General features: G+C 65.9%; 37 protein-coding genes. 2 read left to right on the top strand and 35 right to left on the bottom strand.

Going from position 1 to position 25,636, the window contains the following annotated elements; genetic code table 11:
• Positions 1 to 2 precede the first annotated feature (2 nt).
• Together ON062_RS01575 and ON062_RS01570 are read left to right on the top strand one after the other, a co-directional pair.
• Positions 3 to 1,784, top strand: coding sequence for a DUF4012 domain-containing protein (locus ON062_RS01575; protein ID WP_274645368.1), 1,782 nt, complete (start codon positions 3 to 5; stop codon positions 1,782 to 1,784).
• 13 nt (positions 1,785 to 1,797) lie between these two features.
• A complete protein-coding gene (locus tag ON062_RS01570) occupies positions 1,798 to 2,355 on the top strand; it encodes a cell wall protein (RefSeq protein ID WP_274645367.1) in 558 nt (185 codons plus the stop codon).
• A gap of 17 nt (positions 2,356 to 2,372) precedes the next feature.
• Here the strand turns inward: ON062_RS01570 and ON062_RS01565 are convergent, their stop codons facing one another.
• The 35 genes from ON062_RS01565 to rpsJ all read right to left on the bottom strand — a co-directional run bounded on the left by ON062_RS01565 (position 2,373) and on the right by rpsJ (position 25,332).
• The gene (locus ON062_RS01565; protein ID WP_274645366.1) at positions 2,373 to 3,095 is read right to left on the bottom strand and encodes an endonuclease/exonuclease/phosphatase family protein; all 723 of its coding nucleotides are present in this window, start codon (positions 3,093 to 3,095) and stop codon (positions 2,373 to 2,375) included.
• A gap of 74 nt (positions 3,096 to 3,169) precedes the next feature.
• Entirely contained in the window at positions 3,170 to 4,015 is an 846-nt protein-coding gene (gene truA / locus ON062_RS01560) for a tRNA pseudouridine(38-40) synthase TruA (RefSeq protein ID WP_274645365.1), read from the bottom strand.
• Positions 4,016 to 4,074: 59 nt separating this feature from the next.
• Entirely contained in the window at positions 4,075 to 5,091 is a 1,017-nt protein-coding gene (locus ON062_RS01555) for a GNAT family N-acetyltransferase (RefSeq protein ID WP_274645364.1), read from the bottom strand.
• Between the two features lie 22 nt (positions 5,092 to 5,113).
• Complete coding sequence (locus ON062_RS01550) at positions 5,114 to 6,172, bottom strand: GNAT family N-acetyltransferase (RefSeq protein WP_274645363.1); 1,059 nt, start codon at positions 6,170 to 6,172, stop codon at positions 5,114 to 5,116.
• A 79-nt stretch (positions 6,173 to 6,251) separates the two neighbouring features.
• The gene (gene rplQ / locus ON062_RS01545) at positions 6,252 to 6,812 is read right to left on the bottom strand and encodes a 50S ribosomal protein L17 (RefSeq protein WP_274645362.1); all 561 of its coding nucleotides are present in this window, start codon (positions 6,810 to 6,812) and stop codon (positions 6,252 to 6,254) included.
• Between the two features lie 36 nt (positions 6,813 to 6,848).
• Positions 6,849 to 7,838, bottom strand: coding sequence for a DNA-directed RNA polymerase subunit alpha (locus tag ON062_RS01540; RefSeq protein ID WP_274645361.1), 990 nt, complete (start codon positions 7,836 to 7,838; stop codon positions 6,849 to 6,851).
• 156 nt (positions 7,839 to 7,994) lie between these two features.
• The gene (gene rpsK / locus ON062_RS01535; protein ID WP_274645360.1) at positions 7,995 to 8,393 is read right to left on the bottom strand and encodes a 30S ribosomal protein S11; all 399 of its coding nucleotides are present in this window, start codon (positions 8,391 to 8,393) and stop codon (positions 7,995 to 7,997) included.
• A 37-nt stretch (positions 8,394 to 8,430) separates the two neighbouring features.
• The gene (gene rpsM, locus ON062_RS01530; protein WP_274645359.1) at positions 8,431 to 8,805 is read right to left on the bottom strand and encodes a 30S ribosomal protein S13; all 375 of its coding nucleotides are present in this window, start codon (positions 8,803 to 8,805) and stop codon (positions 8,431 to 8,433) included.
• Between the two features lie 128 nt (positions 8,806 to 8,933).
• Positions 8,934 to 9,050 (bottom strand): 50S ribosomal protein L36, encoded by a 117-nt coding sequence (gene rpmJ / locus ON062_RS01525; protein ID WP_005050492.1) that lies wholly within the window; start codon positions 9,048 to 9,050, stop codon positions 8,934 to 8,936.
• A 73-nt stretch (positions 9,051 to 9,123) separates the two neighbouring features.
• Complete coding sequence (gene infA, locus ON062_RS01520) at positions 9,124 to 9,345, bottom strand: translation initiation factor IF-1 (protein WP_017201569.1); 222 nt, start codon at positions 9,343 to 9,345, stop codon at positions 9,124 to 9,126.
• A 149-nt stretch (positions 9,346 to 9,494) separates the two neighbouring features.
• Complete coding sequence (locus ON062_RS01515) at positions 9,495 to 11,996, bottom strand: DUF5979 domain-containing protein (protein WP_274645358.1); 2,502 nt, start codon at positions 11,994 to 11,996, stop codon at positions 9,495 to 9,497.
• Between the two features lie 104 nt (positions 11,997 to 12,100).
• The gene (locus ON062_RS01510) at positions 12,101 to 12,784 is read right to left on the bottom strand and encodes a thioredoxin domain-containing protein (protein ID WP_274645357.1); all 684 of its coding nucleotides are present in this window, start codon (positions 12,782 to 12,784) and stop codon (positions 12,101 to 12,103) included.
• A 69-nt stretch (positions 12,785 to 12,853) separates the two neighbouring features.
• Positions 12,854 to 13,693 carry a type I methionyl aminopeptidase gene (gene map, locus ON062_RS01505; RefSeq protein ID WP_274645356.1) on the bottom strand — a complete coding sequence of 280 codons (840 nt, stop codon included), beginning with the start codon at positions 13,691 to 13,693 and terminating at the stop codon, positions 12,854 to 12,856.
• Positions 13,694 to 13,699: 6 nt separating this feature from the next.
• Positions 13,700 to 14,293: an adenylate kinase gene (locus ON062_RS01500; protein WP_274645355.1), complete on the bottom strand. Its 594-nt coding sequence runs from the start codon at positions 14,291 to 14,293 to the stop codon at positions 13,700 to 13,702.
• Positions 14,290 to 15,612 carry a preprotein translocase subunit SecY gene (secY, locus tag ON062_RS01495; RefSeq protein WP_274645465.1) on the bottom strand — a complete coding sequence of 441 codons (1,323 nt, stop codon included), beginning with the start codon at positions 15,610 to 15,612 and terminating at the stop codon, positions 14,290 to 14,292. The genes ON062_RS01500 and secY overlap by 4 nt, the downstream gene beginning before the upstream one ends.
• A 100-nt stretch (positions 15,613 to 15,712) precedes the next feature.
• A complete protein-coding gene (gene rplO, locus ON062_RS01490) occupies positions 15,713 to 16,336 on the bottom strand; it encodes a 50S ribosomal protein L15 (RefSeq protein ID WP_274645354.1) in 624 nt (207 codons plus the stop codon).
• The gene (gene rpmD / locus ON062_RS01485; protein ID WP_223170718.1) at positions 16,336 to 16,521 is read right to left on the bottom strand and encodes a 50S ribosomal protein L30; all 186 of its coding nucleotides are present in this window, start codon (positions 16,519 to 16,521) and stop codon (positions 16,336 to 16,338) included. The genes rplO and rpmD overlap by 1 nt, the downstream gene beginning before the upstream one ends.
• Positions 16,521 to 17,183: a 30S ribosomal protein S5 gene (gene rpsE, locus ON062_RS01480; protein ID WP_274645464.1), complete on the bottom strand. Its 663-nt coding sequence runs from the start codon at positions 17,181 to 17,183 to the stop codon at positions 16,521 to 16,523. Before rpsE ends, rpmD begins: the two co-directional genes overlap by 1 nt.
• Positions 17,184 to 17,209: 26 nt before the next feature.
• Entirely contained in the window at positions 17,210 to 17,569 is a 360-nt protein-coding gene (gene rplR / locus ON062_RS01475; RefSeq protein ID WP_274645353.1) for a 50S ribosomal protein L18, read from the bottom strand.
• Between the two features lie 2 nt (positions 17,570 to 17,571).
• On the bottom strand, positions 17,572 to 18,108 hold the full coding sequence (gene rplF, locus ON062_RS01470) for a 50S ribosomal protein L6 (RefSeq protein WP_274645352.1): 537 nt from the start codon (positions 18,106 to 18,108) through the stop codon (positions 17,572 to 17,574).
• A gap of 6 nt (positions 18,109 to 18,114) precedes the next feature.
• Positions 18,115 to 18,513, bottom strand: coding sequence for a 30S ribosomal protein S8 (rpsH, locus tag ON062_RS01465; RefSeq protein ID WP_274645351.1), 399 nt, complete (start codon positions 18,511 to 18,513; stop codon positions 18,115 to 18,117).
• Between the two features lie 169 nt (positions 18,514 to 18,682).
• The gene (rplE, locus tag ON062_RS01460) at positions 18,683 to 19,273 is read right to left on the bottom strand and encodes a 50S ribosomal protein L5 (protein ID WP_274645350.1); all 591 of its coding nucleotides are present in this window, start codon (positions 19,271 to 19,273) and stop codon (positions 18,683 to 18,685) included.
• 1 nt (position 19,274) lies between these two features.
• A complete protein-coding gene (rplX, locus tag ON062_RS01455) occupies positions 19,275 to 19,634 on the bottom strand; it encodes a 50S ribosomal protein L24 (RefSeq protein WP_274645349.1) in 360 nt (119 codons plus the stop codon).
• Positions 19,635 to 19,636: 2 nt separating this feature from the next.
• A complete protein-coding gene (rplN, locus tag ON062_RS01450) occupies positions 19,637 to 20,005 on the bottom strand; it encodes a 50S ribosomal protein L14 (RefSeq protein WP_274645348.1) in 369 nt (122 codons plus the stop codon).
• 34 nt (positions 20,006 to 20,039) lie between these two features.
• Positions 20,040 to 20,357 (bottom strand): 30S ribosomal protein S17, encoded by a 318-nt coding sequence (gene rpsQ / locus ON062_RS01445; protein ID WP_274645347.1) that lies wholly within the window; start codon positions 20,355 to 20,357, stop codon positions 20,040 to 20,042.
• Positions 20,357 to 20,671, bottom strand: coding sequence for a 50S ribosomal protein L29 (rpmC, locus tag ON062_RS01440; RefSeq protein WP_274645346.1), 315 nt, complete (start codon positions 20,669 to 20,671; stop codon positions 20,357 to 20,359). Before rpmC ends, rpsQ begins: the two co-directional genes overlap by 1 nt.
• The gene (rplP, locus tag ON062_RS01435; RefSeq protein ID WP_274645345.1) at positions 20,671 to 21,090 is read right to left on the bottom strand and encodes a 50S ribosomal protein L16; all 420 of its coding nucleotides are present in this window, start codon (positions 21,088 to 21,090) and stop codon (positions 20,671 to 20,673) included. The genes rpmC and rplP overlap by 1 nt, the downstream gene beginning before the upstream one ends.
• The gene (gene rpsC / locus ON062_RS01430) at positions 21,090 to 21,839 is read right to left on the bottom strand and encodes a 30S ribosomal protein S3 (protein ID WP_274645344.1); all 750 of its coding nucleotides are present in this window, start codon (positions 21,837 to 21,839) and stop codon (positions 21,090 to 21,092) included. The genes rplP and rpsC overlap by 1 nt, the downstream gene beginning before the upstream one ends.
• Complete coding sequence (gene rplV / locus ON062_RS01425) at positions 21,839 to 22,234, bottom strand: 50S ribosomal protein L22 (RefSeq protein ID WP_274645343.1); 396 nt, start codon at positions 22,232 to 22,234, stop codon at positions 21,839 to 21,841. The genes rpsC and rplV overlap by 1 nt, the downstream gene beginning before the upstream one ends.
• Positions 22,234 to 22,515 carry a 30S ribosomal protein S19 gene (gene rpsS / locus ON062_RS01420; RefSeq protein ID WP_274645342.1) on the bottom strand — a complete coding sequence of 94 codons (282 nt, stop codon included), beginning with the start codon at positions 22,513 to 22,515 and terminating at the stop codon, positions 22,234 to 22,236. The genes rplV and rpsS overlap by 1 nt, the downstream gene beginning before the upstream one ends.
• Positions 22,516 to 22,527: 12 nt before the next feature.
• On the bottom strand, positions 22,528 to 23,367 hold the full coding sequence (rplB, locus tag ON062_RS01415) for a 50S ribosomal protein L2 (RefSeq protein WP_274645341.1): 840 nt from the start codon (positions 23,365 to 23,367) through the stop codon (positions 22,528 to 22,530).
• Between the two features lie 25 nt (positions 23,368 to 23,392).
• A complete protein-coding gene (rplW, locus tag ON062_RS01410) occupies positions 23,393 to 23,692 on the bottom strand; it encodes a 50S ribosomal protein L23 (protein WP_192635689.1) in 300 nt (99 codons plus the stop codon).
• Positions 23,689 to 24,351 (bottom strand): 50S ribosomal protein L4, encoded by a 663-nt coding sequence (gene rplD, locus ON062_RS01405; protein ID WP_274645340.1) that lies wholly within the window; start codon positions 24,349 to 24,351, stop codon positions 23,689 to 23,691. The genes rplW and rplD overlap by 4 nt, the downstream gene beginning before the upstream one ends.
• A 4-nt stretch (positions 24,352 to 24,355) precedes the next feature.
• On the bottom strand, positions 24,356 to 25,015 hold the full coding sequence (gene rplC / locus ON062_RS01400) for a 50S ribosomal protein L3 (RefSeq protein ID WP_274645339.1): 660 nt from the start codon (positions 25,013 to 25,015) through the stop codon (positions 24,356 to 24,358).
• Positions 25,016 to 25,023: 8 nt separating this feature from the next.
• Positions 25,024 to 25,332 (bottom strand): 30S ribosomal protein S10, encoded by a 309-nt coding sequence (rpsJ, locus tag ON062_RS01395; protein WP_021755788.1) that lies wholly within the window; start codon positions 25,330 to 25,332, stop codon positions 25,024 to 25,026.
• Positions 25,333 to 25,636: the final 304 nt, after the last annotated feature.

The following is a 25,636-nucleotide window of genomic DNA, read 5'->3' as shown; positions in this document are numbered from 1 at the left end:
GGGTGACCGAATCCGCCCTTCCGCCCGCCGCGCGCACCGCGGGGCGCATCTTCGCCTGGGTGCTCGCCGGCATTCTGATCCTCGGCGTCGTGATGACCGCGTGGGTCGGCGTTCGCGGCGTCATGGCCTACGGTCACCTCCGCGACGTGCAGAACGCTGCCGGCGCGGTGAGCGAGAACCTGTCGGACCCGACGGCGGCCGCGGCATCGATCGATTCGATCAGCAGCGACACGTCCGCCGCACGCGCACTCACGAGTGACCCGATTTGGAGCTTCGCCGAAAGGCTCCCGTGGATCGGCCCGCAGCTCGAGGCCGTGTCCACCGTGGCAGCGGCAGCCGACCAGGTCGTCTCGACATCGCTCACCCCGCTCGCCGAAGTCGCCAGCACGTTCTCTCTCGATGGGCTGCGCGCTGACGACGGGCAGATCGACCTCACCTCATTCGAAGAACTGCAGAACCCCGCAACCCTCGGGTCTGCCGGAGTGGCAGCGGCCGCGGCATCCGTCTCGAACATCGACCCCGCCCCGCTGCTCGCGCCCGTTCGCGAAGCCGTCGATCAGGTCGACGACGTGCTCGTGACCGCGGCCGACGCGACCAGTGCCCTGGCCCACGCGACCGTCCTGCTGCCCTCGATGCTGGGCGGCGAAGAGCCGCGCGACTACCTCGTGCTGTTCCAGAACAACGCCGAGTGGCGTTCGCTCGGCGGGATCCCGGGCGCTATGGCGCTGATCCACACCGACGATGGCGCGATGTCGCTCGCCGCGCAGGAATCCTCCAGCGACTACCCGAAGTACGAGAACTCGGTGCTGCCGCTCGGCGACGAGATCACCACGATCTACGGCGAGCGTCCCGGCAAGTGGATTCAGAACGTCACCCAGGTGCCCGACTTCGCCGTGTCTGCCGCTCTCGCGCGCGAAATGTGGGCGCTCGAGCACGACGGTGAACAGGTCGACGGAGTCATCTCGCTCGACCCCGTGGCGCTGTCGTACCTGCTCGAGGCGACCGGCCCCGTCGAGTTGCCGACGGGCGATGTCCTCACGAGCGAGAACGCCGTCGACCTGCTGCTCAACGAGGTGTACGTGCGCTACGAGCGCCCTGCCGACCAGGACGCGTTCTTCGCGGCTGCGGCGGCTGCCGTGTTTGAAAAGCTCTCCAGCGGCACTGACCCGGCGAAGCTGGTCGCTTCGCTCGCGCGCGCGGGCGACGAGGACCGTCTGCTGCTGTGGAGCGCGATCCAATCCGAACAGCAGCTCATCGCCGAGACGACCCTGGCCGGCGGCCTACCGATCACCGACGAGAACGTGTCGACCTTCGGCGCGTACGTCAATGACGGCACCGGTTCGAAGATGGACTACTACCTCGACACCGACGTCGACGCTCAGTGGGATTCGTGCTCCGTGGATGCCTCCGGCACCGCGCAAGGCACGGCCACGCTCACGCTGACCGTTACGAACAGCGCTCCGTCGGACGCGGCTGCGCTGCCGAACTACATCACCGGCGGCGGCAGCTTCGGCGTCGACCCCGGGATCGCCCGCACGATCGGTTACCTCTACCTGCCCGCAGGTTTCGAGTTGATGGATGCCACGATGAGCGACGATTCGGGCTTCGGCGGTGCAATGCACGACGGGCGCCGCGTGCTGTCGTTTGCGTCGGACCTCGCCTCAGGCGAGCAGGTGACAGCGACCGTCACCGCGCGCAGCACGATGCCCACGGGGGCGGAACTGTCGGTGCGTCAGACTCCGACAATTGAAGAACCAGTCGCTGTCAGCGATTTGTGCGGGTAGAGTATTCCCTGATATGACTACTCTCGCGCGCACCCGCCTTGCCCGAGCCGCTGCTGGTGCGGCCCTCGCTGGCGCGTTCACCCTCGCGGGGCCCGCCGTCGCTCAGGCATCGACAATTTACCCGCCTGCGGGCTCGTGCACGGCAACGCCCACCACGACCAGCGCGGGCGGAACGGTGCAGTTCGAGTGCGCCGAAGGCACTTTTTCGGGCGACGAAGAGGTGACCATCACCGTCACCGGTGAGAACGGCGGATCGGCCACCATCGGCATGGTGCGCACCGCCATCTCGACCGTGAGCGACACGGCGCCTTCCGAAGCCGACGGCTCGCTCGCCGCGCTCCCCATCACGTTCCCGACCGACGCGTCAGGCACCTACAACATTGCCGCCGTCTCGCCGACCTCTGCGGGCGGCACCGCGACGGTGACGGTCACCACCGACTCGTCGGGCTTGCCGGTCACCGGTCTCGACAGCGGCACCATGATGGGCCTGTGGATCGGCGGTGGCGCCCTGCTGCTCGCCGGCGGCGCGCTGGCGATCACCGCGGTCGCTCGTCGTCGCGCGCGCGACTGACGCCCGCCGCTCGCGCGCTAGTTGCTCACGGCTGGCTCGGCCGCGGCATCCACCTTCTTCGACGCTGATGCGTCGTGGACGCGTGCCGTCACGAGGATGGGCAGGTGATCGCTCAGTCCTTGCGGCAACGTGCGGACGCGATCGATGTCGAACCCCACCGACGTGGCGAAGTCGTAGTGCCCGCGGAAGAACTTGTACCGCGTGTACGTGCGTGAGTCGCTGAGGTTGAGTTCGTACCCCTGTTCGCGCACCTTCTGCCCGAGGTGCTCCTTGAAGACGGGGTAGTTGTAGTCGCCGACCATGAGGGCGGGAAGACCCTCGCCGAGCATCTGCAGTTCGGTGAGCGCGGTGCTGATCTGATGGCGGCGCAGTGAATTGAGCGCCGTGAGGGGCGCAGCGTGGAACGAGGCGACAATCACTTCGTGCCCGTGGTCGATGTCATACAGCCGCACGCCGAGCAGGCGCTCCTCGGCGGGTTTGAGTACGCGGTCGTGCAACGACTTCTTCAGCGCGAGCGCGCGGACGTCAACCGCACGGAATGTGCTCTCGCGGTAGTAGACGGCAAGCCCGAGGCGGTTGCGCTGGGTCGAATCGGCCAGACGCAGCCCATGGATCTCGTCGGGGATGTCGGTCGTGTCGGCCTCTTGCAGGCACAGCACGTCTGCTTCGTGATGCTCGACGAGCCGGGCGAGTTCGCCCGCGGCCCGATGCTTGCGCAGGTTGTACGAGATGACCTTCATGGTGACCCCACCATACGCCCGCCGCGTGACGAGCGGATGACGTTGCCGCAACCTCTGTGGACACTCAGAGCGAACTAGTCGCGATCGCGGCGCGCCCGAGTCTGTTCGGCCCGCGTCGCGAGCAGGTCGTCGTCGGGGTAGCCCACCTCGGTGAGCATCAGACCGCGCGCGGCAAGGACCTTCACCTCGGGCACGCGCTGCAACGCATCGCGGATCTTCGCCACGTCCGTGACGTCGAGACGCCCCTCCCCCACTGCCGCGCACGCACCGACGAGCGCGCGAACCATCGAGTGACAGAATGCGTCCGCCTTCACGTGTGCGATCAGGATGCCGCGCTCGTCGCGCCGCCAGTCAAAGGCGAGCAACGTGCGGATCGTCGTGGCCGCTTCGCGCGGCTTGCAGTACGCCGCGAAGTCGTGGAGCCCGATGAGGCTCTGGGCTGCGGCATCCATCGCCTTCTCGTCGAGCTCTGCGCGGACGGTCGTCGTGCGTAGCCGCTCGAGGGGGTCATAACCGGTGACGCGATCGGCGATGCGGTACTCGTAGCGGCGCCACACCGCCGAGAAACGCGCGTCGAAGCCCTCGGGGGCGACGATCGTGCGGCGCACCGTGACGTCGGAGTACGCACCCACCGCACCCGACACGCGAAAGGCGAGGGCGTGGATCGCCTGGTCAGGATTTGCGCCGCCCCGCACCGTCAGCGCGCGACGCGTCTGCTCTTCGTCTAGGTCGAGGTGGGCAACCTGACCCGAGGCGTGCACCCCGGCATCCGTCCGCCCTGCGACCACGAGTCGTACCTCGCCACCCAGGATCCGGGCGAGCGCATCTTCGAGCGTGCCCTGCACGGTGCGCAGGCCGGGCTGGCGCGCCCAGCCTCGAAAGTGGGTGCCGTCGTAGGCGATGTCGAGCCGAATGCGCACCAGGCCAGCCTACCGAGCACCTGCTGGTGGCCGCGTGCGCTCAGCGCGTTCAGCCCCGCTCAGAATCGTCGCGTGAAGACCTGCTCGCGCTCGCGTTCGGCGAACCCGAGGCTCGCGTACAGCGTGTTCGCGCCGGTCGGGCTCGCGGTGTCGACGTCGAGTTGCGCCTTCTCGAGCCCCGCGTCGAACATCGAGTGCAGGGTGTGGGTGAGCACGCGCGGAGCCAAGCCTTCGCCGCGGTGATCGCGCACGACTCCGACGTACTCAATGTAGCCGTAGCGTGCGCCGCGGTGCTCCCAGTTCGCTTCGTTCACGCTCACGAGGCAGAAGGCCGCGACGCGTCCGTCTACGTCAGCGACGGTCGATAGGTCGTGGCGGAAGTGGTCTCCACCGGTCAGCTTGCCCCACGTCTCGCGACTGTACGGCACGCTGCCCCAGTGGTCGCGGAAGGCGTCGTTGCGTGCGAGGCGGGCTTCGTCATCGCGTTCGGGGGTGAGCTGCTGCATGCTCACGTGTTCATCGACATCGAGCACCGGGATCGGTTCGCGCAGGTCGCGCTCCATCACCACGAACCAGCGATCGCCCACCATGCCGTGGGCGCCTGCGATCTTCGCCGCCCCCGGGTTGCTCTCGTGCACGTACTGCTCGATGACGCCTTCGACGGCGACGTCGGTCTCGGCGAGCACCTGCAGCGCCCGCGCGTACTGCCAGTCGCCCAGGATCGTCCCGATGCCGCGGCGCCGATATTCGGGCGTGACCGCTCCGCGTAGCGAGACGCGCACCTGCACGGTGACATCCTGCTCGCGCACCACCGCGCCTGCGGCGATGATCTCGCCCTCCGCGTTCTCGGCCACGAGGGCGTCATCCGCGCTCACGTGCGGCATGTCGAACAGGTCGGCGATCGCGCCTTTCGTGGTCACCCACGAAGGATGATCGACGAGATCGGATGCCGCGACGACGGCGTGAATCGCGTCGAGATCGCTCTTCGACGCACGACGCCACACCGCAACGTCAGGATGGTTCGCCGGCGCGATGTCGGCAGGAGCATGGACACGGTCAGGAAGCTGAGGAGCCATTCCTCCAGGCTACGGTGCCCGATCAGAACTCGCGAATAAGCGCCTGCTCGCGCTCGGTGGCGACGAACCCGAGCCGCTCATACAGCGTGTTCGCGCCGGTCGGACTGTCGGTATCGACGTCGAGCACGGCCTTCTCTAGCCCCGCCGCCTTGATGGCCTTCAGCGTCTGGGCGATCACGCGGGGCGCGAGGCCCTTGCCGCGATGATCACGCACGACGCCGATCAGGTCGATGTACGAGTTACTCGCGCCGAGGGTCTCCCAGTCGTCTTCGTTGACCGACGCCAGGCAGAACGCCACGATGCGGCCGTCGTCGGCGAGGGCGAGCGTCGACAGGTCTGGCCGCAGGAACGCACCGCCCACGAACTGCGCCCACCGCTCGGGCTGTGAGGGCAGGCTCCCCCAGTGATCCCGGAAGGCGTCGTTGCGCGCCAGCCGTGCGTCTTCGGCGCGATCCGCGCTGTACTGGACGAAGCGGATGCCGTCGCGAACCTCGAGCTCGGGAATCTCGATGTCCATGTCGCGCACCATGCTCGAAAACCAGCGAGCGGTGCGTAGACCCAGGCCCTCGGCGATCGCGACGTTGCCGAGGTCGTGCTCGGCCGCGTACATGTCGAGTTCACCCGGGAGGGCTGTTTCGGCATCCGCTGTCAGCAGTTCGAGTCCTCGCGCATGCTGCCAGCGCGCAGCGGCCGCGCCGATCCCCCGGCGACGCCATGCCGGATGCACCGCGCCGTTCAGGTACACCTTGACCTTTTCAGAGGTGTCCGGATGCCGCATCGCCGACACCACGACGATCGGAGCACCCTCAGAACTGAACCCGATCAGCGAGTTATGCGCGTGATCGAACTCGGCAAGCTCGAACGTGTCGGCGATGTCTTCGCGCGGCGTCGTCCACGAGGGGTGGTCGACACGGTCTGCCGCCACCTGCACCTCGAGCATCGCGTCGATGTCGGCGGGCGTGGGAGCTCGCCACTGCGCGACATCGGAGTGCTCAGGATGCTGCAGCGGGCGCAGCTCGCCCAGTGCCGCGCGCACGCGCTCGCTCAAGGTCACGCGCTCATTCGAGGGGAGGTTCGTCACAGCCTTCAGCGTAGGGGAACGCAAGAGGCCCGCACACCCCTCTCGGGGTGCACGGGCCTCGGGTGCAAGGTACCGAGTATTACTCGGCCTTCTCCTCTGCAGGAGCCTCAGCAGCCTCTTCGGCTGCGGCCTCGGCGGCTGCGCCTTCCTCCTGCGACTCGGCGCCGGCGTCGGCGGCCTCGTCAGCAGCGGTCTCCTCGACGGGGGCTTCCTCAGCGGGAGCTTCCTCGGCGGCGGGAGCGGCAGCAGCGGCCTTCTTGGCCGACTTCTTCTTCGGGGTCACGGGCTCGAGAACGAGCTCGATGACAGCCATGGGGGCGTTGTCACCCTTGCGGTTGCCGACCTTCGTGATGCGGGTGTAGCCACCCTCACGCTCGGCGACCAGCGGCGCGATCTCGGTGAAGAGCTCGTGCACGACGGTCTTGTCGCCGATGACCGACAGCACGCGACGGCGTGCGTGCAGGTCGCCACGCTTGGCGAACGTGATCAGTCGCTCTGCGAGCGGACGCAGGCGCTTGGCCTTGGTCTCGGTCGTCTTGATCGACTTGTGGGTGAAGAGAGCCGCGGCGAGGTTCGCAAGCAGCAGGCGCTCGTGTGCGGGGCCGCCTCCGAGGCGGGGACCCTTGGTGGGCTTAGGCATTGTCAATTACTCCAGTGTGAAAGTGTGGTGAGGCGCTCAGACGGTCTCGTCGTCGTATCCGCCGTAGAAGTGTGCGCCGTCGAACCCGGGAACCGAGTCCTTCAGCGACAGGCCGAGCGAGATGAGCTTGTCGCGCACCTCGTCCACCGACTTCTGACCGAAGTTGCGGATGTTCATGAGCTGCGTCTCCGACAGGGCGACGAGCTCGGACACCGTGTTGATGCCTTCGCGCTTGAGGCAGTTGTACGAGCGAACCGACAGGTCGAGGTCCTCGATCGGCATCGACAGCTCGTTCGACAGAACGGTCTCAACCGGCGCGGGGCCGATCTCGATACCCTCGGCCTCGACGTTCAGCTCGCGAGCGAGGCCGAACAGCTCGGTCAGCGTACGACCGGCCGAAGCAACAGCGTCGCGCGGGGCGATCGATGCCTTGGTCTCGACGTCGAGGACGAGCTTGTCGAAGTCGGTGCGCTCACCGGCACGCGTCGCCTCGACGCGGTAGGTGACCTTGAGGACGGGCGAGTAGATCGAGTCGATCGGAATCTGACCGGCCTCGGCGTACTCGTTGCGGTTCTGCGTCGCCGACACGTAGCCACGACCGCGCTCGATGGTGAGCTCGAGCTCGAACTTGGCGTTGTCGTTGAGCGTGGCGATGACCAGCTCGGGGTTGTGCACCTCGACACCGGCCGGAGCCGAGATGTCAGCGGCGGTTACTTCGCCGGCACCGGTCTTGCGCAGGTACGCGGTGATGGGCTCATCGCGCTCGCTCGAGACAACGAGCTGCTTGATGTTGAGGATGATCTCGGTGACATCCTCCTTCACACCCGGAATGGTGCTGAACTCGTGAAGGACGCCGTCGATGCGGATCGACGTGACGGCCGCACCGGGGATCGATGACAGGAGGCTGCGACGCAGCGCGTTGCCGATCGTGTAGCCGAAGCCGGGCTCCAGCGGCTCGATGACGAAGCGGCTGCGGAACTCCCCGATCTTCTCCTCGGTAAGAGTGGGACGCTGTGCAATGAGCACTATGTGTTCCTTTCGATCACGTGCCCGCTATATGACACGTGCGGTGGGTGAGGTGTTGAGTTTTTTTCGAGGGATGCCACGATGTGGCATCCGTAAACCTGCTGTAGCCGGACCCGTGCCCCGAGATGATCGGGGCGCGGGTCCGGCTTCAGGAAATCAGACGCGGCGACGCTTCGGGGGACGGCAGCCGTTGTGAGCCTGGGGCGTAACGTCGCTGATCGAGCCGACCTCGAGGCCTGCGGCCTGAAGCGAGCGGATCGCGGTCTCGCGGCCCGAGCCGGGTCCCTTGACGAAGACGTCGACCTTCTTCACACCGTGCTCCTGCGCCTGGCGGGCAGCCGACTCGGCGGCCATACCAGCGGCGTACGGGGTCGACTTGCGCGAACCCTTGAAGCCCACACCACCGGACGATGCCCAGCTGATGACGGCGCCCGAGGGGTCGGTGATCGAAACGATCGTGTTGTTGAACGTCGACTTGATGTGGGCCTGGCCCAGCGCGATGTTCTTCTTTTCCTTGCGACGCGGCTTGCGCGCAGCGGTCTTGGCCTGTGCCATGTTCGTAGTCTCCTAAATCCGTAGCGCGGGCGAAGGCCTAGCGCGCCTTCTTCTTGCCGGCGACGGTGCGCTTCGGACCCTTGCGGGTACGCGCGTTCGTCTTGGTGCGCTGACCGCGCACGGGGAGGCCGCGACGGTGGCGGAGGCCCTCGTACGAGCCGATCTCGACCTTGCGGCGGATGTCTGCGGCAACCTCGCGGCGCAGGTCACCCTCCACCTTGTACGTGCCTTCGATGTGGTCACGGAGAGCAACGAGCTGGTCGTCGCTGAGGTCCTTGACGCGGATGTTCTCGTCGATTCCGGTCGCCGCGAGGATTTCGTTCGAGCGGGTGCGACCGACACCGTAGATGTAGGTAAGGGCGATCACCACGCGCTTGTCGCGCGGGATGTCAACGCCGGCAAGACGTGCCATGCGAGTCTCCTAGGAGTTGGTGGAGGTGTGGAGCAGAATCGGTGCCCGGGCCTCCGACCCGAGGTGTCCCCCGCGAACGGGTTCTGATCCTGCCAGTGTGATGTTGAGTTGTGAAGCCTGTGTGAGTCTCAGCCCTGGCGCTGCTTGTGGCGCGGGTTCGACTTGCAGATGACCATCACGCGGCCGTGGCGGCGGATGACCTTGCAGTGGTCACAGATGGGCTTGACCGAGGGGTTGACCTTCATGGATCTTCCTTTTCGCTGTCTTCGTACTGCGCGCTGAATCCCTTCGGCGCGCAGCCGTTACTTCTCGACCGGTCTAGCGGTAGCGGTAGACGATGCGCCCACGAGTGAGGTCGTAGGGGCTGAGCTCTACGACCACGCGGTCTTCGGGGATGATGCGGATGTAGTTCTGCCGCATCTTGCCGGAGATCGTCGCGAGGACCTTGTGTCCGTTGCTGAGCTCAACGCGGAACATCGCGTTGGGCAGAGCTTCAGAGATCACGCCTTCGATTTCGATGACGCCGTCTTTCTTCGCCATATACTCGCTATCGCTTCAGCAGACCGGTCGGTCTGCGGTTGAGTGGGGTTTCGGTGCCTCGACACGCCAATGAAGGCGCAACGCACCAAAGATCAAGCATAGGTGATATGTACGCACTCGGCAACTTGCCGTTGCCGTGAGAATGCCCACTATGCGCGGCGACGCACTCCGGCGAAGGTGAGCGCACCGATGCCGGCAACGACCAGCGCGCCGCCGATCCCCACTCCCCACCACGACACGTCCGCACCGGTGACGGGGAGAACGGGCAGGTAGGTGTTGGTGACGACCACTTCGATCGGTGCCTGAGCGGATGCCGCGGTGATCGTCACGGGCGACCCGGCGATCTCGGGAGTGCCCCAGCTGCCGGCGTCCGTCGCTTCGACGTCATCCTCGGCGACCGTGCACACGGCATCCACGGGAGCGATGAACGGACCGGCCGTCTCGCCGTCCGCCGCACGCCACGTGCCCTGGGCGACTGTGGTGTCGTCGACTGCGCAGTCCCACGTTCCGGTGAAGGTCACATCCGGGGCGCCGGCACCCTGCACGACCTTCGTGATCTCGAACGATCCGAAGACATCGACGGTGCTGGGCACCCACGTGTTGGTAACGGTGACCGTGAGCGGCTCGAGCGTCGAGCCCTCAGTGATGACAACGGGCGAGCCGTCGATGACGGGCTGCTCCCAGTAGCCGTCCGGTGCCGCAGCGGGCGTCGCTTCTTCGACCGAGCACGTTGATCCCACGGGCGCGCTGAACGGGCCGGCGGTCTGACCCGCGGAGGCAGTCCAAGTGCCTTCGACCACGGTCTCGCTGTCGAGCGTGCACGACCAGTCACCGCTGAAGGTGGCATCCGGAGCACCTTCGCCCTCAACGACCTTGACGATCTCGAACGCGCCCACGAGGTCATTCGGACCGGGCGTCCACGTGTTCGTCACGGTCACCTCGACGGGCGACTGCGCCGAATCGGCCGTGATCGTCACGGGCGAACCCGAAACGACCGGGACATCCCAGAAACCGTCCTGCGTGTTTTCGGGGGTGTCTTCGGTGACGGAGCACACGGCGTCGACCGGCGCGACGAACGGGCCATCGGTTTCGCCCGCCGCTGCCGCCCACGTGCCGTCGGCGACGACGTCGCCATCAAGCGTGCACGACCAGTCACCGGTGAACGTCACATCCGGCGCGCCCTCACCCTCGACGACCTTCGTCACGACGAAGGCGCCCTCGGTGGCGTCGGGCGTCCATGTGTTCGTGACAGTGACCACGATCGGCTCGTGGTCCGAGCCAGCGGTGATGGTGACGGGATTCGGCGAGATGACAGGGTCTTCCCACGTGCCGCCCGGGCTGTCGTCGGGAGTGTCCTCGGTGATCGTGCACACCGAGTCAAGAGGGGCAACGAGCGCTCCGCTGCTCTCACCTGCCGAGGCCTGCCACAGGCCCTCTGCGACGACCGTCTCGCCCGAGACGCACTGCCAGGTGCCGGTGAACGCCACATCGGGCGCGCCCTCACCCTCGACCTGCTTGACGATCTCGAACGCACCGGGAACGGGCACGCACTGGAAGGGCCCGTAGTTCCACGGATAGTTGTGCATCTCGTTGCCGGACCCGTTCATGAGAATGGTGCCGTTGGTATAGATGCGACCGTTCGTGCTCGCTGTGATCGTGAGCGTGGGTTCTTCCACCGATGCGGGAACCATGATCGATCCCAGGACCTGCGACGAACCCGCGACCTGCACGGATGTGGCATCCACGAAGTTCCACATCGTCCGGCCCGCGACCACGCCGAAACGGTCCGTCCCTGGCGCGTCGGCGCGCACGCCGTCATCTTCGAAATAGTTGGGAGCCCAGACGACACCGTCCGCTCCGCCGTCGCCAAGAATGTTGATGATCACGGGGGTGTCATCCGCAATCCCGGTGAAACTGATCGCGGGATTGGCTTCGAGCGCGGCCGCGTCAACCGTGAAGACCTGTGGGTCGCTGCCGTCGCCGGCGAAGATGAGGGTGCCCGGTGTCACGACGGCGGGCGTGGCATCCATCCCCGCGAACAGAGCCGACTGTTGCGTGATCGTGTCACCCCACGACGCCCACTCGGCGGTCGCGTCGGCGCCCATGCTCTCGGTCAGCGTGCCGCCGAACAGGTCGTAGGTCCCGGGGTTCGTGGCGTACGGCGGGTCGGTGAGGTCGCCCACCTGCACGTCGCCACCGGTGTTCCCGGCGCCGTCGTCTGCGTTGGCTCCGACATGGAGGGTGGTCGCACTGCCGACGCTCAACGAACCACCGACGGCGAACATCACCTCGCCGGGGGTCGGTGCCACACCAGAGCCGACACCAACCCAGCCGACATTGAATACGCCGCCGGGCGACTTGTCGATATCAGCATCACCCTCTACGACCAGCACTCCCTCGACCTCGGCTGCACCACCAATGGCCTCGAAGTCGCCGCCGGCGTACACCGCGACGTTGTCGTCGCTGAAGATCTCGTTGCCGTTGTCGGGGAACGGCAGGTACCCGGGAGGGCACTCCCCCGCGTCCGCCGTTGCGGGAGCCGTGGTCGTCGTTGCCTGAATGACAACGGCACCGGATGCCACGAGCGTGCCGGCCGCGACGAGCGCCAGCCCACGCTGCCAGCGGCTTCGCGAAGGAGAGAAAGAATGCACGATCGGCCTTCCGTGTTTTCGGCGCGGCCGTGCCGCGTACCCCAGGTGGATTTCGGGTAATCCGCAGACGATTCTACGCGAACGAGCGCGTGACCGGGCGCGGCCTACTCGAAGAGCGTGCCGAGGTCCGCGGGGTCGGGCAGTTCGGAGTTCGCAATCGCCTCGCCGTTGATCGCGATGGTGGGCGTGCCGATGCCCTGCGAACCGGGCTGGACTGGGGTCTGCTCGGTCATGGCCGTCACGTACGACGAGTACGTACCGTCCGTGACACACGCATCGATCCCCGTCACGCCGACGCCTGAGGCAACCTCGAGGATCTGCTCGTCAGTGAGCCCTGACGAGTTCTCTGCCGGCTGGTTGTCGAACATGGCCTGCATGAAGGGCACCGTCGCCTCGGCATCCTCGACGGCCACGCAATACATGGCGTTCGCCGCGCGGGTCGAGTACTCGGTGCCCTGCGAATAGCGGTCGAGGATCGAAATGGGGTGGATGCCGAGCGTCGCGGTTCCGTCATCGACCAGACCCTGAATGGACTCGCCGTAGACCTGCTCGAACTGGTTGCAGATCGGGCACATGAAGTCGATGTACGTGTCGAGGCGGTCATCCGCGTCACCGACGAGGATCGCGCCGGTGGAAACCTCGATGTTGGCAGCCTCGGGCTCGGTGTCGATCACCGGCTGGTTCGCCGCGTTCATGGCCACCACGAGCCATGCGAGCAATCCGAGAGCGACGACGATGCCGACGCTGACCCAGATCGCGAACCAGTTGACTTTCCGTGGCTGAGCCATGCTCTTGCTCCTTGACGAATCTGCTGTGTGTGCCGTGCGTGTGGGCCCGATCGACCCGGCGGACGGATGCTACGCGATCGGTGTCGGTGTGATGCCGAACGGTGCGAGCCCCGCGGCTCCGCCATCGGGTGCCGTCAGCACCCAGATACCGTCATCATGTAGCGCGACGCTATGTTCCCAGTGTGAACCGGCTGTGCCATCGATCGTGGTCACGGTCCAGTCGTCGTCCTCGATGAAGGTCGCCTGGTCGCCGATCACGACCATGGGCTCGATCGCGAGCACAAGACCGGGGCGCACCTCGGGCCCCGGGTCGCTCGTGCGGTAGTTGAACACCGACGGTGACTCGTGCATCTTGCGACCGATGCCGTGCCCCACGTAATCCCGCAGGATCCCGTAGCCCGGCTCGTGCGCGTTCGCCTCGATGTACTCCTCGATCGCCGCGCCGATCTGGCCGATGTGCGACGCCGCAGCCATCGCCGCGATCCCCGCCCACAGCGAGCCCTGGGTGACGTCAGACAAGCGCTGACGTTCTGCGACCAGCTCGGGGCGCGCAGCATCCGGAATCACAACTGTGAACGCCGAGTCGCCGTTCCAGCCCTTGTACTCCGCCCCCGCGTCGATCGAGACGATGTCGCCAGCGGCGAGCACGCGATCGCCCGGGATGCCGTGAACGACCTGCTCGTTGACCGACGCGCACACGGTGTGCCGGTAGCCGCGCACCATCTGGAAGTTCGACTTCGCTCCGCGTGAGGTGATGACTCCGGATGCCGCGGCATCCAATTCACCCGTGGTGACGCCCGGCGCAATCAGCGCACGTGCCGCGTCCAGCGCGGCCGCGGTGATGAGCCCGGGTTCGATCATCGCCCGCATCTGCGCGGGAGTCTTGTAGATGGAGCGACGGAAAGCCACGAAACCTCAGACGTCAGCCGTGCGAACGAGACCGCGCGCCTCGAGGGCGGCGATGATGCGCTGTTCGATCTCGTCGAGCGTGCCGACCCCGTCGATCGCGTCGACGATGCCGCGCTCGCGGTACACGTCGAGGATCGGAGCGGTCTCGCGCTCGTAGATGCCGAGGCGGTTCGCGATGACCTCTTCGGTGTCGTCCGTGCGACCCTGCTCCTGCGCGCGCAGCGACAGGCGCGAGATCGACTCGTCACGCGGAACGCTGAGTTCGATCACAGCATCCAGCTGCTCATCGCGACCCTGCAGGAACGCGTCCAGGTCGCCGACCTGACCGAGGTTGCGCGGGTAACCGTCGAGGAGGAAGCCCTCTGCGGCGTCATCCTGAGCGAGACGGTCGCGCACGACCGCGCTGGTGAGCGAGTCGGGAACGAGGTCACCGGCCTCGATGATGGCCTTGACCTGGTTGCCGAGGTCAGATCCACCCGACACTGCGGCACGGAACATGTCGCCGGTCGAGATGGCCGGAATGCCGAAGGCTTCGGCCACGCGCACGCCCTGCGTGCCCTTGCCAGAGCCCTGGGGGCCCACGATCAGAAGACGGGTCATCGGAGGAGCCCTTCGTAGTGACGCTGCTGGAGCTGAGCGTCGATCTGCTTCACGGTCTCGAGACCCACACCGACGATGATGAGGATCGACGCACCGCCGAACGGGAAGTTCTGGTTGGCCTGCACCGTCACGAGCGCAATCAGCGGCAACAGCGCGATCAGACCGAGGTAGATCGAGCCGGGCAGCGTGATGCGGGTCAGGACGTAGTCGAGGTACTCGGCCGTGGGGCGACCGGCACGGATACCGGGGATGAACCCGCCGTACTTCTTCATGTTGTCGGCGACCTCGACGGGGTTGAAGGTGATCGCGACATAGAAGTACGTGAAGCCCACGATGAGGAAGAAGTACAGCGCCATGTACAGCGGGTGGTCACCGCGCACGAGGTACAGCTGGATCCAGCTGACCCATGCGGGAACCTCTTCGCCCGCCTGCGGCTGGTTGAACTGCGCGATGAGCGCGGGGATGTACAGCAGCGACGATGCGAAGATGACGGGCACAACACCGGCCATGTTCACCTTGATCGGGATGTACGTGTTGGTGCCGCCGTAGGTACGGCGCCCCACCATGCGCTTGGCGTACTGCACCGGGATGCGACGCTGCGACTGCTCGACGAACACCACGAGAGCGACGACGAGAACGCCGACGGCGAGAACGAGCAGGAAGACCTCGAAGCCCTTCGACTGCCAGATGGCCCACATGGATGCCGGGAATGCCGCCGCGATGGAGGTGAAGATCAACAGCGACATGCCGTTGCCGATACCGCGCTCGGTGACGAGCTCGGCGAACCACATGATGAGGCCGGTACCGGCAGTCATCGTGATGATCATGAGGAGCTGAGCCCACCACACGTCGTTGGTGAGGAGCTGCTCGCACTCGGGAACACCGGTGATGCCGAAGAGCTGGCCACTGCGGGCCACCGTCACGAGCGTTGTCGACTGCAGCAGTGCGAGCGCGATCGTCAGGTAACGGGTGTACTGGGTGAGCTTCGCCTGGCCCGCCTGGCCCTCCTTGTAGAGGGTTTCGAAGTGCGGGATGACCACGCGCAACAGCTGCGTGATAATCGTCGCCGTGATGTACGGCATGACGCCCAGCGCGAAGATCGACAGCTGCAACAGTGCGCCGCCGGAGAAGAGGTTGACCAGCGACAGCAGGCCCTCAGTGCCGGCGGACTGGTCGAGACATGACTGGACGTTCGGGAAGTCCACGAACGGTGCCGGCACGTGAGCGCCAAGGCGGTACAGGGCGATGATCGCCAACGTGAATGCGATCTTCCGACGCAGATCAGGGGTGCGGAAGACCCGCGCAATGGCGCTGAACAAGAGGTTGCCTCCAGGAGGGGATGCCGGCCGCGCGAACGACGGCCAGCATTCAGGGTAACCCAATGGGGGCCGGAGCATGCTCCGACCCCCATTGTGAGTACTACTTGACGGTGCCGCCGGCGGCGACGATCTTCTGCTCAGCGGAGCCCGAGACCTTGTCGACCGACACGTCGAGCTTCACCGAGATGTCGCCGGTGCCGAGCACCTTGACCTTCTCGTTCTTGCGAACCGCGCCCTTGGCGACGAGGTCGCTGACCGTGACCTCGCCACCGGCGGGGTACAGCTCAGCGAGCTTGTCCAGGTTCACGACCTGGTACTCGACGCGGAACGGGTTCTTGAAGCCGCGAAGCTTCGGGGTGCGCATGTGCAGCGGCATCTGGCCACCCTCGAAGCCAGCCTTGACCTGGTAGCGAGCCTTCTGACCCTTGGTACCACGGCCAGCCGTCTTACCCTTCGAGCCCTCACCGCGGCCGACACGGGTCTTCGCCGTGTTGGCACCCGGGACGGGACGCAGGTGGTGAACCTTCAGCACGCCGGGGCGTGATGCCGGAGCATCGGCCTTCTTGGGCGCAGCCTTCTTCGCGGGAGCCTTCTTGGCGGCAGCAGCGGGAGCTGCGTCAGCCTTGTCAGCCTTGGGTGCTGCCTTCTTGGCAGGAGCCTTCTTGGCGGGGGCCTTGGCGGCCTCTGCCTCGACGGCGTCGTTCTTCTCGGCCTTGTCAGCCATTAGTCGATCTCCTCAACCTTCACGAGGTGCGCGACGGTCTTGACGTACCCGCGAGTCTGCGAGTCGTCGGGACGGACGACCGAGTCGCCGATCCGCTTGAGACCGAGCGAGCGCAGCGTGTCACGCTGGTTCTGCTTCTCGCTCACCTTGGACTTGATCTGCGTGACCTTCAGACGCGCAGCCATCAGGCACCTACCTTCGCAGCGGCCGTGGCCTCAGCCTCGGCGCGGACGAGACGGGCGGGGGCGACCTGGTCGAACTCGAGACCACGACGCGCGGCAACCGCACGGGGCTCTTCGAGCTGCTTCAGGGCCTCCACCGTCGCGTGGACGATGTTGATCGTGTTCGACGAACCGAGCGACTTCGACAGCACGTCGTGGATACCGGCGCACTCGAGCACGGCACGCACCGGACCACCGGCGATAACACCGGTACCGGCAGCGGCCGGGCGCAGGAGCACCACACCAGCAGCGGCCTCACCCTGCACCGGGTGCGGGATGGTCGAGCCCGTACGGGGGACGCGGAAGAAGTTGCGCTTGGCTTCCTCGACACCCTTCGAGATCGCGAGCGGAACCTCACGCGCCTTGCCGTAGCCGACACCCACGACACCGTTGCCATCGCCCACGACGACGAGCGCCGTGAAGCTGAAGCGACGGCCGCCCTTGACGACCTTCGACACGCGGTTGATGGTGACGACGCGCTCCAGGAACTGGCTCTTGTCGTCACGCGAGTTGTTGCGGTCGCGGTTGTTGTCGCGACGCTCGCGACCTCCACGACGCGGCTCGCGCTCGCGCTCTGCCGGCGCCTCAGCGGCAGCAGCAGTTGCCTGCTCGGTCACTTCGGTCACCTCGTTGTTGTTGTTGGTTGCATCGCTCACAGGTTCAGACCTCCCTCGCGAGCGCCGTCGGCAATTGCCGCGACACGGCCCGCGTAGCGGTTGCCACCGCGGTCGAAAACGGCGTCGGAGACACCGGCGGCCTTCGCACGCTCGGCGACGAGCTCGCCGACCTTGCGGGCCTTAGCGGTCTTGTCACCCTCGAATCCACGCAGGTCGGCTTCGAGCGTCGACGCCGAGGCCACGGTGTGGCCCTTGCTGTCGTCGACGAGCTGCACGAACACGTGACGGGACGAACGGTTGACGACCAGGCGGGGACGCTCGGACGTGCCGACGACCTTCTTGCGAAGGCGGGCGTGACGACGCGAACGTGCGTCGGACTTCGACTTCACAGCCATGATTACTTACCAGCCTTTCCGGCCTTGCGCCGCACAACTTCGCCGGCGTAGCGCACACCCTTGCCCTTGTAGGGCTCGGGCTTGCGGATCTTGCGGATGTTCGCAGCCGCCTCGCCGACGGCCTGCTTGTCGATGCCGCTCACGGTGAGCTTGTTGTTGCCCTCGACCGTGAAGGTGATCCCGGCGGGCGGGTCGATCAGCACGGGGTGCGAGAAGCCAAGGGCGAACTCGACCGAGCTGCCCTTCTGCGCCACGCGGTAACCCGTACCCACAACCTCGAGGCCCTTGGTGTAGCCCTGGGTGACACCGATGATGTTGTTGTTGATGAGCGTGCGGGTCAGGCCGTGGAGCGAACGCGACTCGCGCTCGTCATCCGGACGGGACACAACGACCTGTCCTTCTTCAACCTTGACCTCGATCGGGTTCGAAACAGAGAGCGTGAGCTCGCCCTTCGGGCCCTTCACGGCGACGTCCTGGCCGGAGACCTCAACGGTCACGCCGGCGGGAATGTCAATGGGGAGACGTCCAATACGCGACATGTCAGATCACCACACGTAGGCGAGGACTTCCCCACCCACGCCCTTCTGCTCGGCCTGACGGTCAGTGAGAAGACCGGAGGAGGTGGACAGGATCGCCACACCGAGGCCACCGAGGACGGTGGGGATCTCGGTCGACTTCGCGTACACGCGAAGACCGGGCTTCGACACGCGCTTGATGCCGGCGATCGACCGCTCGCGGTTCGGGCCGTACTTCAGCGTGAGGGTCAGGGTCTGGCCGACGCGGGCGTCGCTGACTTCCCAACCCGAGATGTAACCCTCCTGCTGGAGGATCTCTGCGATGTGAGTCTTGAGCTTCGAGCTCGGCAGCGACACGGAGTCGTGGTGTGCCGAGTTCGCATTGCGCAGACGGGTCAGCATGTCTGCGACCGGGTCTGTCATTGTCATTTCGGTGTTTCCTTTGTTCACCAGGTTTCGCCGACCGTTACACGGACGTCGACCTGTGGTGGGGTGGTTCCCCGCCCCCCCGCCGGCGGGGGGGCCGGGCGAGGGGGGGGGGGGGGGGGGGGGGGGGCCCCCCCGCGGGGGGGGGGGGCGGGGAACCGGGGTATGTGGACTACGCCTGGGCGTCCTCGGTACGGAACGGGAAGCCGAGGTGACGCAGAAGCGCACGGCCTTCGGCATCCGTCTTCGCCGACGTCACGATCGTGATGTCGAACCCGCGGACACGGTCGATCTTGTCCTGGTCGATCTCGTGGAACACGGACTGCTCCTGGAGACCGAAGGTGTAGTTGCCGTTGCCGTCGAACTGCTTGCCCGACAGACCGCGGAAGTCGCGGATGCGGGGCAGGGCGAGGTTGACGAGGCGGTCGACGAACTCCCACGCACGGTCACCACGGAGGGTGACGTGGGCGCCGATGGCCTGACCCTCGCGCAGCTTGAACTGAGCGATGGACTTGCGGGCCTTCGTAACAACCGGCTTCTGTCCGGTGATCTTGGTGAGGTCGTCGACCGCACCATCGATCACCTTCGAGTCACGAGCTGCCTCGCCGACACCGGTGTTCACGACAACCTTGACCAGACCGGGGATCTGCATGACGTTGGCGTAGCCGAACTCGTCCTGCAGAGCCTTCTTGATCTCACCCTGGTACTTCTGCTTCAGGCGGGGCTGGATCTTGCCAGTCTCCGCAGCAGTTGCGTTAGTCATTTCAGAGGTCCTTGCCTGACTTCTTCGCGTAGCGCACGCGGACGGTGCGCTTCACGCCGTCCTTCGTCTGCTCCTCGACGCGGTGACCGACACGGGTCGGCTTCTTGGTCGAGGGGTCGACGACAGCGACGTTGGAAATGTGGATCGGGGCTTCCATCGTTTCGATGCCACCCGTCTTGGTGCCGCGCTGGGACTGACCCACGCGGTTGTGCTTCGTGACGTAGTTGACACCTTCGACGATCACGCGGTTCTGCTCGGTGAGGACCTCGAGGACCTTACCCTGCTTGCCGCGGTCGCCGCCCTTGTCCTGCTTACGACCGGTGATGACCTCAACGAGGTCGCCCTTTTTGATGTTCGCCATGATCAAATGACCTCCGGGGCGAGCGAGACGATCTTCATGAACTTCTTGTCACGAAGCTCACGACCGACCGGTCCGAAGATGCGGGTGCCGCGGGGCTCCCCGTCGCCCTTCAGGATGACGGCGGCGTTCTCGTCGAACTTGATGTACGAACCGTCGGGACGACGGGTCTGCTTCACGGTGCGGACGACGACCGCCTTGACGACGTCACCCTTCTTCACGTTGCCGCCGGGGATTGCGTCCTTCACCGTCGCGACGATGATGTCGCCCACGCCGGCGTACCGACGCTGCGAACCACCAAGCACACGGATCGTGAGCAGCTCCTTGGCGCCGGTGTTGTCGGCGACCTTGAGGCGGGATTCCTGCTGAATCACTTGTTACTCCTTGGGTTCCAAGTAAGCCGAGGGCCTACTTGGCCTTCTCGAGGATCTCGACCAGACGCCAGCGCTTGGTGGCGCTGAGCGGACGGGTCTCGTTGATGAGGACGAGGTCGCCGATGCCGGCGGTGTTTGCCTCGTCGTGCGCCTTGACCTTGGAGGTGCGGCGGATGACCTTGCCGTAGAGGGGGTGCTTAACGCGGTCCTCGACCTCGACGACGATCGTCTTGTCCATCTTGTCACTCACGACGTAGCCGCGGCGAGCCTTGCGGTAACCACGGGCGTCGGCGTCGCGCACGTCGTGCTCGGCGTGCTCGACTTCAGCGGCCTTCTTCTTGGTCTCAGCCATCACTCGGCCTCTTCCTTCACGGCTTCGTCAGCGGCATCCGCCTTCTTAGCCTTCGTCTTCTTCGCCTTCGTCGCGGTCTCGACGGGCGCGGGCGTGGCACGAATGCCCAGCTCGCGCTCGCGGATCACGGTGTAGAGCCGCGCGATGTCGCGCTTGACCGCACGGATGCGGCCGTGGCTCTCGAGCTGGCCGGTGGCCGACTGGAAGCGCAGGTTGAACAGCTCTTCCTTGGCCTTGCGCAGCTCCTCGACGAGGCGCTGGTCTTCGAACGTGTCGAGCTCGCTCGGAGCGAGCGTCTTGGTGCCGATCGCCATTACGCGTCGCCTCCCTCGCGCTTGATGATGCGTGCCTTGAGCGGCAGCTTGTGGATGGCACGGGTCAGTGCTTCGCGGGCGAGGGTCTCATCGACACCTGCGACCTCGAACAGCACGCGACCCGGCTTGACGTTTGCGACCCACCACTCGGGCGAACCCTTACCGGAACCCATGCGGGTTTCGGCGGGCTTCTTCGTGAGCGGACGGTCGGGGTAGATGTTGATCCACACCTTTCCACCACGCTTGATGTGACGAGTCATGGCGATACGAGCGGACTCGATCTGACGGTTGGTCACGTAAGCGGGGGTGAGGGCCTGGATACCGAACTCACCGAAGCTGACCTGGGTGCCACCGGTCGCCTGACCGGACCGACCGGGGTGGTGCTGCTTGCGGTACTTCACCTTGCGGGGAATAAGCATTATGCCGATGCTCCTTCTGCGACGGGGGCCTCGTTGCGGGGGCCACGACGCGGACGGTCGTTGCGGTCACGCGAAGGCTTCTGGTTAGCCTGCTCGCGAGCCAGCTCCTTGTTGGTGAGGTCACCCTTGTAGATCCAGACCTTCACGCCGATGCGGCCGAAGGTGGTCTTCGCCTCGTAGAAGCCGTAGTCGATGTTCGCGCGGAGCGTGTGCAGCGGCACACGACCTTCGCGGTAGAACTCCGAGCGGCTCATCTCGGCGCCGCCGAGGCGGCCGGAGACCTGGATACGGATGCCCTTGGCGCCGGCGCGCTGAGCGCCCTGCAGACCCTTGCGCATCGCGCGACGGAACGCCACGCGAGCAGAAAGCTGCTCGGCGATGCCCTGAGCGACGAGCTGAGCGTCGGCCTCGGGGTTCTTCACCTCGAGGATGTTCAGCTGGATCTGCTTGCCGGTGAGCTTCTCGAGGTCAGCGCGGATGCGCTCTGCCTCGGCGCCGCGACGACCGATCACGATGCCCGGGCGGGCGGTGTGGATGTCGACGCGAACGCGGTCACGGGTGCGCTCGATCTCGATGTTGCTGACGCCGGCTCGGTCGAGCTGGGTCTGCAGCAGCTTGCGGATCTTGATGTCCTCGGCTACGTAGTCTGCGTAGCGCTGTCCCGGCTTCGTCGAGTCCGAGAACCACCGCGACACGTGGTCAGTGGTGATCCCGAGGCGGAAGCCGTACGGGTTGACTTTCTGGCCCATTACTTGCTCGCCTTCTTGGTCTTGACGGGGGCTGCCTCAGCAACCTCCGGGGTCGACAGCACGACCGTGATGTGGCTCGTGCGCTTCTTGATCTGGAAGGCGCGGCCCTGTGCGCGGGGCTGGAAACGCTTAAGCGTCGTGCCCTCGTCGACGTACGCGTTCTTCACGTACAGGTCGGACTCGTCCAGGTACTCGCCGTTCTTGTCAGCCGTCACGCGAGCGTTCGCGATGCCGGCGGCAACCAGCTTGTAGATCGGCTCGCTCGCACCCTGCGGCGCGAACTTGAGGATGGCCAGGGCCTCCTCAGCCTGCTTGCCCTTGATGAGCGCAACCACACGACGAGCCTTCTGAGGGGTGACGCGGATGTGCTTCACGCGTGCGATGGATTCGACCATTAGCGGCGCCGTCCCTTCTTGTCGTCCTTCACGTGGCCGCGGAAGGTGCGGGTGGGCGCGAATTCGCCCAGCTTGTGGCCAACCATGGTCTCGGACACGAACACGGGGATGTGCTTGCGTCCGTCGTGCACGGCGATCGTGTGACCCAGCATTGCGGGGACGATCATCGAGCGACGCGACCAGGTCTTGATGACGTTCTTGGTCCCGGCTTCGTTCTGCGAGGCAACCTTGCGAAGCAGGTGCTCGTCGACGAAGGGGCCCTTCTTAAGACTGCGTGGCATCTTCCTCTACTCCTACTTGCGCTTCTTGCCGGCGTTGCGACGGCGAACGATGTACTTGTCGCTTTCCTTGTTCGCGTGGCGGGTGCGGCCTTCGGCCTGGCCCCACGGCGAAACAGGGTGACGACCACCGGAGGTCTTACCCTCACCACCACCGTGCGGGTGGTCAACCGGGTTCATGGCAACACCGCGAACGGTCGGGCGGATGCCCTTCCAGCGGTTGCGGCCAGCCTTACCCCAGTTGATGTTCGACTGCTCGGCGTTGCCGACCTCGCCGATGGTCGCGCGGCAGCGCGCATCGACGTTGCGGATCTCGCCCGAGGGCAGACGCAGCTGAGCGTAGGGGCCGTCCTTCGCCACGAGGCGAACCGAGGCTCCGGCCGAACGCGCCAGCTTCGCGCCGCCGCCGGGGCGGAGCTCGATGGCGTGGATGACGGTACCGGTGGGGATGTTCTTCAGCGGCAGGTTGTTACCCGGCTTGATGTCAGCGCCAGCGCCCGACTCGACGATGTCACCCTGCTGGAGCTTGTTCGGGGCGATGATGTAACGCTTCTCGCCGTCGAAGTAGTGCAGCAGCGCGATACGCGCGGTGCGGTTGGGGTCGTACTCGATGTGAGCGACCTTGGCGTTGATTCCGTCCTTGTCGTTGCGACGGAAGTCGATCACGCGGTACTGGCGCTTGTGGCCACCACCGATGTGACGGGTCGTGATGCGACCCTGGTTGTTGCGACCACCGGTCTTGGACAGCGGGCGGAGGAGCGACTTCTCGGGCGTCGATCGGGTGATCTCGGCGAAGTCGGCCACCGACGAGCCGCGGCGACCCGGGGTCGTGGGCTTGTACTTGCGAATAGCCATGTTCTCTAGTCCTCTATCCCGACCGTCAGCCGACTGCCGTGAAGATGTCGATGGTGCCCGACTTGAGCGTCACGATGGCGCGCTTGGTGTCCTTGCGCTTTCCCGTGCCGAAGCGGGTGCGACGGGCCTTGCCCGCGCGGTTGAGCGTGTTGACCGCGGCAACCTTGACGCCGAAGATCTTCTCGATGGCGAGCTTGATCTCGGTCTTCGAAGCGCGCGGGTCCACGAGGAACGTGTACTTGCCTTCGTCGATGAGACCGTAGCTCTTCTCCGAGACGACCGGCTTCAGGATGATGTCGCGCGGGTCCTTGTTCACGGCGGTCATGCCGAGACCTCCTCGGTGGCGCCGGACTTCGAAGCGACGAACGCGTCGTAGGCGGCCTTGGTGAAGACGATGTCGTCGGAGACGAGCACGTCGTATGCGTTGAGCTGGTCAGACGAGAGCACGTGCACGTACGCGAGGTTGCGCACGCTCTTCACGGTCAGCTCGTCCGCGCGGTCGATGACCACGAGCACGTTCTTGACGGCGCCGAAGCCGGTCAGCACGGCCGCAGCGGCCTTGGTCGACGGAGCGCCGTCGATGCCGAACGAGTCGACGATGTGCAGACGACCACCACGAGCACGATCGCTGATAGCACCCAGGAGGGCAGCGGCGATCATCTTCTTGGGGGTGCGCTGCGCGTAGTTGCGCGGCTTCGGGCCGTGCACGATGCCACCACCGGTCATGTGCGGCGCGCGGATCGAGCCCTGACGGGCGTTACCGGTGCCCTTCTGCTTGAAGGGCTTGCGGCCGGCACCCGAGACCTCACCGCGACGCTTGGTCGAGTGAGTACCCTGGCGAGCCGCCGCGAGCTGCGCGACGACGACCTGGTGGATGAGCGGGATGTTCGTCTTGACGTCGAAGATCGCGGCGGGAAGCTCCACGGAGCCTGCCTTCTTGCCGTCGGCCTTCAGCACGTCGAGCGCGAGAGTCGAGTCAGCCATGTGCTCAGGCCCCCTTCACTGCGTTGCGGACGTAAACGGTACGGCCACGTGCACCGGGGACGGCGCCCTTGACGAGCAGCAGACCCTTCTCGGCGTCGATGGCGTGCACCTTGAGGTTGAGGACGGTCACGCGCTCGCCACCCATGCGGCCGGCCATGCGCATGCCCTTGAAGACGCGGCTCGGGGTCGACGATGCGCCGATCGAACCGGGCTTGCGGTGGTTGCGGTGTGCACCGTGCGAAGCCGAAACGCCCTTGAAGTTGTGGCGCTTCATGACACCCGCGGTGCCCTTACCCTTGCTGGTGCCGACGACGTCGACCAGCTGGCCGGCCTCGAACACACCGTCAACGGTGAGCTCCTGGCCGAGGGTGTAGTCACCGGCGTCCGCGGTGCGGATCTCGGTGACGTGACGGCGGGGGGTCACGCCCGCGGCCTCGAAGTGGGCCGTGAGGGGCTTGTTGACCTTGCGGGGGTCGATCTGGCCCGCAGCGATCTGAACGGCGTTGTAGCCGTCCTTCTCGGGGGTGCGGACCTGGGTGACCACGTTGGGGGCCACCTCGATGACGGTGACGGGGACGAGCTTGCCGTCCGCGTCCCAGACCTGGGTCATACCGAGCTTGGTGCCCAGCAGGCCCTTGGAAACCTTGGTGTTGATGTCAGTCATGTCGAACCTCAGAGCTTGATCTCGATGTTGACATCGGCCGGGAGGTCGAGACGCATCAGCGAGTCGACAGCCTTGGGCGTCGGGTCGATGATGTCGATGAGGCGCTTGTGGGTGCGCATCTCGAAGTGCTCGCGGCTGTCCTTGTACTTGTGGGGCGACCGGATGACGCACACGACGTTCTTCTCGGTCGGCAGGGGCACGGGGCCCACAACCGTTGCGCCCGCACGGGTCACGGTGTCGACGATCTTGCGCGCCGACGTGTCGAGACCGGCGTGGTCGTACGACTTCAGGCGAATGCGGATTTTCTGTCCCGCCATTGTCTGCTTCTCTCTCTTCAGCGTCTTACCTCCCGGACTCCCCGGGGGCATTGGACGCACGGTGACGCTTACGCGCCCTGGCACTTCCACCAGCTGGGCTGGTGCTGCGCACCACTGTTCTTCTGTCAATCCGCACGCTTTCACACGCGGCTCCGAATCCCGCTGCACGCACGCGCGCCACCCATCTCTGAGTGAGGTGTTCGGATTGAGTGTTCTGCCACCCGCGGCCTAGGTCTACACGCGTTCACGCGGCCTATGCACTGCCCTGGTGGTGATCCGGTCGCACGCACGAAGGCGCACCCGG

It is taken from the genome of Microbacterium sp. C7(2022) (genome assembly GCF_028823665.1).
Classification (GTDB): domain Bacteria; phylum Actinomycetota; class Actinomycetes; order Actinomycetales; family Microbacteriaceae; genus Microbacterium.
The sequence above is the reverse complement of the archived record's forward strand: the minus strand, read 5'-3'. Positions and strand labels throughout refer to the sequence as shown.

Excerpts from the sequence above, each read along its gene's own strand:
- ON062_RS01570 (WP_274645367.1), top strand. The coding sequence starts at position 1,798 with ATGACTACTCTCGCGCGCACCCGCCTTGCCCGAGCCGCTGCTGGTGCG.
- ON062_RS01565 (WP_274645366.1), bottom strand. The coding sequence starts at position 3,095 with ATGAAGGTCATCTCGTACAACCTGCGCAAGCATCGGGCCGCGGGCGAA.
- ON062_RS01555 (WP_274645364.1), bottom strand. The coding sequence starts at position 5,091 with ATGGCTCCTCAGCTTCCTGACCGTGTCCATGCTCCTGCCGACATCGCG.
- rplQ (WP_274645362.1), bottom strand. The coding sequence starts at position 6,812 with ATGCCTAAGCCCACCAAGGGTCCCCGCCTCGGAGGCGGCCCCGCACAC.
- rpsK (WP_274645360.1), bottom strand. The coding sequence starts at position 8,393 with ATGGCACAGGCCAAGACCGCTGCGCGCAAGCCGCGTCGCAAGGAAAAG.
- rpsM (WP_274645359.1), bottom strand. The coding sequence starts at position 8,805 with ATGGCACGTCTTGCCGGCGTTGACATCCCGCGCGACAAGCGCGTGGTG.
- rpmJ (WP_005050492.1), bottom strand. The coding sequence starts at position 9,050 with ATGAAGGTCAACCCCTCGGTCAAGCCCATCTGTGACCACTGCAAGGTC.
- infA (WP_017201569.1), bottom strand. The coding sequence starts at position 9,345 with ATGGCGAAGAAAGACGGCGTCATCGAAATCGAAGGCGTGATCTCTGAA.
- ON062_RS01510 (WP_274645357.1), bottom strand. The coding sequence starts at position 12,784 with ATGGCTCAGCCACGGAAAGTCAACTGGTTCGCGATCTGGGTCAGCGTC.
- ON062_RS01500 (WP_274645355.1), bottom strand. The coding sequence starts at position 14,293 with ATGACCCGTCTTCTGATCGTGGGCCCCCAGGGCTCTGGCAAGGGCACG.
- rplO (WP_274645354.1), bottom strand. The coding sequence starts at position 16,336 with ATGGCTGACAAGGCCGAGAAGAACGACGCCGTCGAGGCAGAGGCCGCC.
- rpmD (WP_223170718.1), bottom strand. The coding sequence starts at position 16,521 with ATGGCTGCGCGTCTGAAGGTCACGCAGATCAAGTCCAAGGTGAGCGAG.
- rplR (WP_274645353.1), bottom strand. The coding sequence starts at position 17,569 with ATGGCTGTGAAGTCGAAGTCCGACGCACGTTCGCGTCGTCACGCCCGC.
- rplF (WP_274645352.1), bottom strand. The coding sequence starts at position 18,108 with ATGTCGCGTATTGGACGTCTCCCCATTGACATTCCCGCCGGCGTGACC.
- rpsH (WP_274645351.1), bottom strand. The coding sequence starts at position 18,513 with ATGACAATGACAGACCCGGTCGCAGACATGCTGACCCGTCTGCGCAAT.
- rplE (WP_274645350.1), bottom strand. The coding sequence starts at position 19,273 with ATGACTAACGCAACTGCTGCGGAGACTGGCAAGATCCAGCCCCGCCTG.
- rplX (WP_274645349.1), bottom strand. The coding sequence starts at position 19,634 with ATGGCGAACATCAAAAAGGGCGACCTCGTTGAGGTCATCACCGGTCGT.
- rpsQ (WP_274645347.1), bottom strand. The coding sequence starts at position 20,357 with ATGGCTGAGACCAAGAAGAAGGCCGCTGAAGTCGAGCACGCCGAGCAC.
- rpmC (WP_274645346.1), bottom strand. The coding sequence starts at position 20,671 with ATGGCGATCGGCACCAAGACGCTCGCTCCGAGCGAGCTCGACACGTTC.
- rplP (WP_274645345.1), bottom strand. The coding sequence starts at position 21,090 with ATGCTTATTCCCCGCAAGGTGAAGTACCGCAAGCAGCACCACCCCGGT.
- rpsC (WP_274645344.1), bottom strand. The coding sequence starts at position 21,839 with ATGGGCCAGAAAGTCAACCCGTACGGCTTCCGCCTCGGGATCACCACT.
- rplV (WP_274645343.1), bottom strand. The coding sequence starts at position 22,234 with ATGGTCGAATCCATCGCACGCGTGAAGCACATCCGCGTCACCCCTCAG.
- rpsS (WP_274645342.1), bottom strand. The coding sequence starts at position 22,515 with ATGCCACGCAGTCTTAAGAAGGGCCCCTTCGTCGACGAGCACCTGCTT.
- rplB (WP_274645341.1), bottom strand. The coding sequence starts at position 23,367 with ATGGCTATTCGCAAGTACAAGCCCACGACCCCGGGTCGCCGCGGCTCG.
- rplW (WP_192635689.1), bottom strand. The coding sequence starts at position 23,692 with ATGACCGCCGTGAACAAGGACCCGCGCGACATCATCCTGAAGCCGGTC.
- rplD (WP_274645340.1), bottom strand. The coding sequence starts at position 24,351 with ATGGCTGACTCGACTCTCGCGCTCGACGTGCTGAAGGCCGACGGCAAG.
- rplC (WP_274645339.1), bottom strand. The coding sequence starts at position 25,015 with ATGACTGACATCAACACCAAGGTTTCCAAGGGCCTGCTGGGCACCAAG.
- rpsJ (WP_021755788.1), bottom strand. The coding sequence starts at position 25,332 with ATGGCGGGACAGAAAATCCGCATTCGCCTGAAGTCGTACGACCACGCC.